General features: G+C 54.2%; 4 protein-coding genes. 3 read left to right on the plus strand and 1 reads right to left on the minus strand.

Features of this window, described 5'->3' with window-relative positions; genetic code table 11:
* The first annotated feature begins 259 nt into the window (after positions 1-259).
* The 3 genes from CFE428DRAFT_RS22745 to CFE428DRAFT_RS22755 are packed head-to-tail and all read left to right on the plus strand — an operon-like array spanning position 260 to position 6,496.
* The gene (locus CFE428DRAFT_RS22745; protein WP_006982007.1) at positions 260-2,650 is read left to right on the plus strand and encodes a hypothetical protein; all 2,391 of its coding nucleotides are present in this window, start codon (positions 260-262) and stop codon (positions 2,648-2,650) included.
* Positions 2,651-2,672: 22 nt separating this feature from the next.
* Positions 2,673-5,792 carry an Ig-like domain-containing protein gene (locus CFE428DRAFT_RS34275; protein WP_006982008.1) on the plus strand — a complete coding sequence of 1,040 codons (3,120 nt, stop codon included), beginning with the start codon at positions 2,673-2,675 and terminating at the stop codon, positions 5,790-5,792.
* Complete coding sequence (locus CFE428DRAFT_RS22755) at positions 5,777-6,496, plus strand: hypothetical protein (RefSeq protein WP_006982009.1); 720 nt, start codon at positions 5,777-5,779, stop codon at positions 6,494-6,496. Before CFE428DRAFT_RS34275 ends, CFE428DRAFT_RS22755 begins: the two co-directional genes overlap by 16 nt.
* 674 nt (positions 6,497-7,170) lie before the next feature.
* On the opposite strand, the gene CFE428DRAFT_RS22760 is transcribed toward CFE428DRAFT_RS22755, so the two are convergent.
* Positions 7,171-7,564, minus strand: a 394-nt coding sequence (locus CFE428DRAFT_RS22760) for an IS66 family transposase (protein ID WP_042725595.1), incomplete at its 5' end; no start/stop codon positions are given.

The raw sequence follows: 7,564 nt of genomic DNA on the forward strand, positions 1-7,564 counted from the left end.
AATTACAAAATAATTGACTGAAAGTTCGGGCTTCGCTTACCTGCCCCAAGTTTCAAATGAAACCAGTAAGTTTTCCCCACTTGCTACGCAGAAGGTCAGGGTTCGGCGAATCCGTTGTCTGTTTTTCGCCCGTCGAAAAGGGTGTTAGTCATCTTAAGCTGGCTTGGAGGCAGATATATGTTTTCAAGCAAATCTGGGAGGTTAGAAATCGACCTGCCTGCGAGACGGATCCGTCGGTATTTAGACATATCCAACCGTAATGAAAACGAGTTCTCTCATGATGATGGCGGGTAGGTTCGTCGAGGAAAACCTTAAGAAGGCCAAGGATCGACTTCTTTGCGCCGCTATTGGTGTGCTGGCTCTGCTGGGCTCGACAGAAAAAAGCCACGCCCAGGCCTTTGGGCCGCCGAATATTTGTTACAACGGACAACTCTACGCTTACTCATTCACGGCCGACGATCCCGTAAACCCTGGCGTCTCGTACGATTATTACTACACCTTCGATGGCCAGAACCAAATTGACATCGATCAGTCCTACAATGTGGCCGGTTGGGGTTCGACGAGTTACGATCCAGGAAGTCAAACTTTCAATGGGACCACGGCGTTGGTGGCGGTCGGGAGCGACCGCCGAAGTTTCCTGGGGATCTCCCCTGGTTTGCTGATCTATTCGAATAACGGCATCGGCCAGATTTACGATGGAGCAACCTGGCATAACCCGGACTATTACTTTATCGACGCCAATGGGGTGAATGTAGCGCAATTTGAAACAATCCCGGGCAGTTCGATATTCCAGGTGGGCGCTTCGCCATATTATATTTACAATGGTCCCATGACGCTGGACGATTCCAATGGGACGTGGCCGGCGTCCAATATATTCACGAACGCGCCACCTCAAGTTGTCTACGTTTTGGCGCAGGGAGACAGCGCAGCCACGGTATTTTCCCTGGGAGGAACCAACGTGTCGGCTGGAAACGGTTATTACAACGAGGAACTTGATTATCACGATCAGTCTGGAGGCTACAACCTGACCATTCATCGATATTACAACATGGGTAGCTATAGTGGCGATGTTGCGGGCGTGGTGGACGGGAGTAATTCCTTTACCGGCTTGTTCGATCCCGTAAGCCAGCAATTTAGCTACTTATCCACCGAGTCCATTCAAATCAGCCTTTCTTCCATTACGGTACAAACCGGCCAGCACGGCCCTCCGTACATTTCCTGGGGCGGCCTGCTGCTCTCCTATACGTCGACCGATTCCTCAGACACCGATCACTATGCGGATGCGGCAAATACGGCGGCTGTTGCCATTAATAGCGGATCGGCTGTGAGTGGAAGCGGACCGAGCGGCTACGTTTCCGGTGTCTACAATTCGACGACGCAAACGTTTAATGTCTATGCCGGAAATTTCTTCGCAATGGATGCGAACAGAAACCCGATAGGGTTGCCGCCTGGATTAAACATCGTGGTCGGCTATCCGGGCTTCGCTCAGGATATCCTGCTCAGCAATAATACAGATACGTTCATCAAGAGCGTGGACTATAGTTATCAGCGGACAGATGGCAATTGGGTGAACGAATATGTCAATGTTCCCACCAATTATTGGTATCTCGTGGCGGACGACACCGGAAACTATACCTCGCAAATCTATGTGACGACGGATACCGCGACCACGTCGAATACGATTGACGCGGTCGCGGGCTGGCCGATCTCGAACGCGTATCCGCCCCATATTTACCTCAATACGGCGGATTGCGTGCTGCATTGGGAAACACAGGCGGTGTACAGTTTCGGATCCAGCCCCCCGGCGTCCGGTTCTGTAAATTACTATACTACCGGCAATAGTGTTTCCCTCGGGTTAAATTGGAATTGGGACAATGGAGTAGTCACCTGGACATGGTATGCAAATGGTTATGGCGGATATTGGGATGGAGTGAGCACATTTTGGGGACAACCCGACAGCGTCCGGATTGCTCTGACGCCCCCCACCTCGCCATTATATGGTCCGGCGCAACTTTATTGGAATGGAACTCCATTGAATTACGACGGAAATGCTTCCTTGGCGGCCAACGCGGATGCTTATACTGGAGGTGGAATTCGAATCCAGATCGACTCGGCGGGGAATGTCTCCGTCTTCGTCGGAAATTCAAATATAGCCTCCTACACCGGAAGCTACGATGCGGCCTCGCATCTGTTCAATCTCGGCACTGGAAACTTCGGGACAATTTCCGGTTGGGACAGTTCCGGGCATGTCCTGGGGACCACTGCTAGCAACGGGAACATGGATATTCCAGGGAACGTCCTCTCCCTTGGTAGTTGGCAGAACGGAAGCGGTGAATCCGTGAATGGCCTGTTTCTCTCGTTTACCCCGCCTTCGAGCAGCGTTTCAGATGCAGAGGTGCGATTCGGTTCGACCATCGCGTTGACGGACTGGATATGGAGTCGCGCGGTGACGGATGGTTCGACTTCACACATGAGTGCCATGCAACTGGATGCCAATAACCGTCTCCTCTTGTTTGCTCCGACAGACGATAGTACGCCGAAAGTGGTTCTGGATCCCGTAAACGGTTCCTCGTTCAATGGTCCGCTTCGCGTAATGCAGCGTGGTGACGTGTCGATGGGAATTTTCCAGAACGGTCCTCAGCCGCAGTAATGAAGAGCGAACTGCGGAGGCCATGGTGACTACCTTATCTTCCCGGATTGCGCGCGGAACGCGGTTGGCCCGCAACTTTGTGCTCCTTTTGCTGGTGCTCGCGCCGCTCAAGGCATTCACCGACAATCCTGTGCCGCCAGACGTTCCCTCTGGTTATCCTCCGTGGTGGTTCCAGCGTGGGGTGATGGCGCGGCGGGACTTGACGAACGAGCACCCGCAGTGGGCGAATCACGATTACCCGGATCCGGATGATTTTTCGGTGGCAAACCTTGGAGAGTTGAAGCAGATAGCGACGCAGGCTGCGGCGGAGTTCAACGCTCATTTTCCAGGAGGCGCAGGTGCGGATATCAATAACCTCGTCAATGAATGGCTGCAGCCCAATTCGAACACCGACGATTTTAGCGCCCTGAATCAGGGGCAACTTAAGGCGGTGGCAAAGCTATTCTACGATCGGCTGACTTCGCGTAAATGGGTCCTCGCCTATCCATGGAATGACCCTGCGACCACCCGGGATGGGGATGATTATGCCGTCGCGAATGTCGGCCAAATAAAAAACCTTTTCAGTTTCGATCTGGTGACCGATTCCAACAACGATGGCATCCCGGATTGGGTTGTTAGCGCAGGGTGGGGAGCGCCGACGGTAATTGAGACCGGAAACGTGGTAACCGGGAGTGATATGGCTCCTGGGGGTGTCACTTATGCCCAAAAGTTCAGTTTAGGGCTGGATCCCAGTAAAGCGGACAGCGACGGGGACGGGGCGACGGATGGAGAGGAGCTGGCTGCTGGAACGGATCCGCTTGACCCGGCGAGCAGCCCTTATGTCGTCGCAGGTACATGGCCGATCAATGGTTCCTACGGTTTCCCCATCAATGGAGTCGTTGTTGTCTACCTGAACAAAGCGTTGCCGGATTCAATTACGAACATCACTCCTAATTTCGTGATCCGCAGGACGTTGGAAGGCTTCGACGCCGACGACCAACCGATACGAACTGAAAGTGTGGAATCGGGAACGGCGACCATTCTTCCGGGAAGAAAGAGCATTGCCTTCGTCTCCACAAATAATCTGGTGGAACGGCCCGATGACGACCCTGGCTTCAATTATATCATCCGATTTAACGCTGACACCGCTGGGTTGGCCACGATTCCGCCGACCTCACTGCCGACGCGTCCGGACATCTCCTTCGCGACGAATCACGATTTGGACGACACGGGACCCGCGATCAGCGCCGTAAGTCCTGGGGAAAATTATATAGAGGTGGCTTATGACGTCGTCATTGGTGTTCTTTGGACCCAGGTTCTCGACCCGGCTACAGTGACCGCCGATCAGGTAACCGTGTGGCCCGACGGCGGCGCGGCGATTCCTGTCACCCTTGGTTTCGATTACGGAAGCGACGTGATGAAAATTACGCCACAAGCGCCGTTGTCCCCGAATACACTCTATCATGTTTCCCTAGGGACAGGTTTCGCCAATCTACGCGGTCTGCCCTTGCAAAATTCCTTTACCTGGAGCTTCCAGACAAGGCCGCTGCCGACGCCGGTCAATCCCGGTGGGGGGCCTTATGTTGCTTCGATTGATCCAGCGCCGTATGGTGGTGGTGTGTCGCCGGGAACTCGAGTTCGTATCGCCTTTAGTGAGGATATGAATGCCACTACGCTGAACGCGAATACCGTCACGGTGCTCGACGATCGCTCGCGGAATGTTCCTGTTTCCCTTTCTTATACCGCTGGCGATCGGACGCTCACTTTGTCCTTCGCTCAACCCTTGGCCTACAATACCCGCTACGAAGTCGACTTGCAGGCTGCGTCGATCCTCGCCGCTGGCAACCCCGCGCAGCCCTTGCAAGGTGACTCCAGTTTCGCGTTTACGACGGTAGTCGACCCGTCAGGGGGCCTTGGTGGAGGGACCGGGAGTGGGGGTTCGGGCAACGGCGGAGGTCCAAATCCGCCGGATATCGATTTCGGCGCGGGTGGCGGGAGCGCCGGAAATAGGGATACAACCGTGCCGCCTTTGACGCTTACCTTAATCTACGGCGACGCCGACTACGACGACGATTCTGGCGGAAATGTGAAAGCAATCGTGCAGAGTGTGGACGGAAACAGAACCACCCCGCAGTTCAGAGACGCAAACAATGAAACCGTGACGGTCAATACGAGTCCGCTGGATGGGCGGAGCGTCATTTACCTGACGCCGACTTTCATCAAAGGCTCCGACGATGACGTCCAGGAAGAGCAGCAGGAGAATTTTCTCAATATCAGTGTGCCTGACCAATCGAAAAACGGTGGTGCCATGTACATGGTTTTCCTGAAATCAGGCTCAGACTCCGCGCCTTCCTACCAGTATCAAGGACAACTCTCGAATGGCTCGTACACCGCGAAGTTCGACGATGGCTCAGGCACAGGTCCTCAATCTCTTCTCCTCGTTCCGGTGGTCTTTACGGTTGAATATACGCCAAATTCCCCAATTGGCGCTCCGCCAAACTGGCACGAGAAAGCCGGTGCCAATCTAGCGTATTTGGGCTCAGGTGGATATCGGACGACCGCTAAAGTGCAGAATGTTCCGGGGATCACGTTTCAGATGGGTATTTCGCAGAATATCAGGAGCACGACCACTGTTGTATTCGAGGACGATAGTTATACCTACTGCAGTACGGACCAAGCGCCGGGAGCGCCGGGTGGTTATCTTCCTGATCCCGACATTGTCCAGAATCCCTCGGATTTTGTTCATCCACCAAATTATACATCCGTCGCGACGGCCGATTTTCCGACGGAAAAAATACAGGATCAAACGCGACCTTATCTCAAGACGATCATGGATGATGGATACGTGAGAGATTACCTGACCATCCAAATCAATGGCGGCGCTGCGCAAACCATAGCCGAAGTCGATTGGTCTTTCCGAAGTTCGGCGTCCTTTACCGCAAACGATTTGAGTAATGCCACGACTCATTTTTCAACCAACTTTCAGTCCTCCAGTATAAATCCGGATCCCAAACCGCCGAAAGTGTATTATGGTTCTGATCCGGGAGCAGACCCTGTCCCGGATTCGTTGCCCAGTGCAAATCAGTATTTCAATAATCCCCAAGACTGGCCGAAGTTCGGAAAGCTAGCCAACACATTGCCCGGTTCATGGCTTCAAAAATAATAATACTAATCAGCGGCTTTCTGATTTTAGCTGCAACTTCCCCGAGTGTTGCAGTCTCGATCGAAAAATTCAAAAGCCTTGGCGAGGCGGAGCGCGCGAAAGCAATCGAAGTCGCCCCCCTCGCAGAACGGGATACGCTGCGAAAGATCGACAGGCATATCCGTTATGTCGCCAAATTCGAGGGGGAAGATCGCTTTCAGGCGGCCAAGGCAGAGGAGATTATCTACGAACGAGGCCTTAGTCCTCTAAGACTCTTATTTGATACTCGCATGCAACTATGGGACCAATATACGGCGGGGGTCCGCATTGCCAACAAGAATGCTGGACTTGCTCTGGATGACCGAAGGAATGTCGAGTTGGCCTTTAAAAAAAGGAGTGATTTGCTAACCGATCGATATCTTTCACTTATTCAGCTCCTTCTCAGGGTTGAGCCATCGAAAGCTGCCACGGATTTGTCCGAAAATGCCTGGAAGTGGAATGTAGAGCTTCGTGCCAGGTATCATCTGAACGAAAGCACTCCCGAGCAGCGCATTACCAAGGACGAAATGGACGCGATTGATCGCCGGATGGACTCGATCTACGAGGAGGTGGATCGACTCAAGAAAGTTTCCGCCAAGCGTTTCCAGGAGGATACGATCAGTTCCCTGACGAAAAGATATCTCCCCCCGCTCGGAAGTGATCCGATAATGATCTCGTCATGTTGAAGGACCGAATTCTGCGTTGTTCGTCCAGAAGTCACACTTGCAAGCTCTTAACGATCGTCGGTGGTGTCACAGTCCAGGCCTTTGCCGTCGCCGAGAAGTTGGTTGCGCTGACTCCGATACTCTGGGTGAGTGCCCCATTGGCGCTGTGCTGGGCGATGGATGTCGGATATGTGGCGGAGCAACGCCGCAGTCTTGATTTGCTCGAGGATGGCCAGGACAAGGCGGATTTGTCGTGTGTTCCGCGCGGTGGGGATGGCGACAGTATTATCCGATTCTTGCGAGCATTCATTTCGGTCTCGACCTGGCCATTCTATGTGGCCTTGTTGGCGTTGATTTCCTTCGGGGGTGGGCAAATCGCCAAAGCGAACCGGGACACCGCTGCTCAAACCTTGCGGAATCCCCCACTCGCAACACGGATTCCTGCGTCCTTCCCGCCAGTGAATCCTCCGTTTGCTCCGGTGCGCTCTGCGAATGCCCCGCCTTCGTTCAATCAAGGAAAGTTGCCCACACAGCGACTTACCCCGGCGCCATTTTCCACGGCACCTCATTTTCCGACGCCCAAACGTCCCACTGCTCTTACGCCGTAAGCGGTATCCGTGGCTCCATGCGGATTTGGTTGACGACGCAATCGATCGGCGGGCTCGCGTAGATTGCATAGCTTCACGCTATGCAACTTATGATGCGGCCTTGAGGTCGGGCGCTTGGCGCTGGGCCTTGGCCCAAGCCTGCGGGGTGATGCTGGGAACCTCGGTGATGAGCATCTTGGGCAGGCGGGTGAGCACGTCGCGTAGATAAGCCAGTGGATCGATCCCCCGGCGGCGGCAGCTCTCGACGATGGTGTAGAGGATGGCTCCTCGCTGGCCAGCTTCCGCGGCGCCGACGAACAACCAGTTCTTTTTTCCCACGGCCGTGGGCCGGATGGCGTTTTCGCAGAGGTTGTTGTCGATCTCGAGCCGGCCATCACCGAGGAAGCGTTCCAGAGCTGTCCATTGATCGAGAACGTAACTGATCCCACGCCCCAGGGCGCTTTGCGGCAAGTAACGCCTGCGGATGCGCCAGAGCGCAGTG

It is taken from the genome of Chthoniobacter flavus Ellin428 (assembly GCF_000173075.1).
Taxonomy (GTDB): domain Bacteria; phylum Verrucomicrobiota; class Verrucomicrobiia; order Chthoniobacterales; family Chthoniobacteraceae; genus Chthoniobacter; species Chthoniobacter flavus.

Bases quoted from the DNA above. Each gene is read 5' to 3' on its own strand.
- CFE428DRAFT_RS22755 (WP_006982009.1), top strand. From the start codon at position 5,777: ATGGCTTCAAAAATAATAATACTAATCAGCGGCTTTCTGATTTTAGCT.
- CFE428DRAFT_RS34275 (WP_006982008.1), top strand. From the start codon at position 2,673: ATGGTGACTACCTTATCTTCCCGGATTGCGCGCGGAACGCGGTTGGCC.
- CFE428DRAFT_RS22745 (WP_006982007.1), top strand. From the start codon at position 260: ATGAAAACGAGTTCTCTCATGATGATGGCGGGTAGGTTCGTCGAGGAA.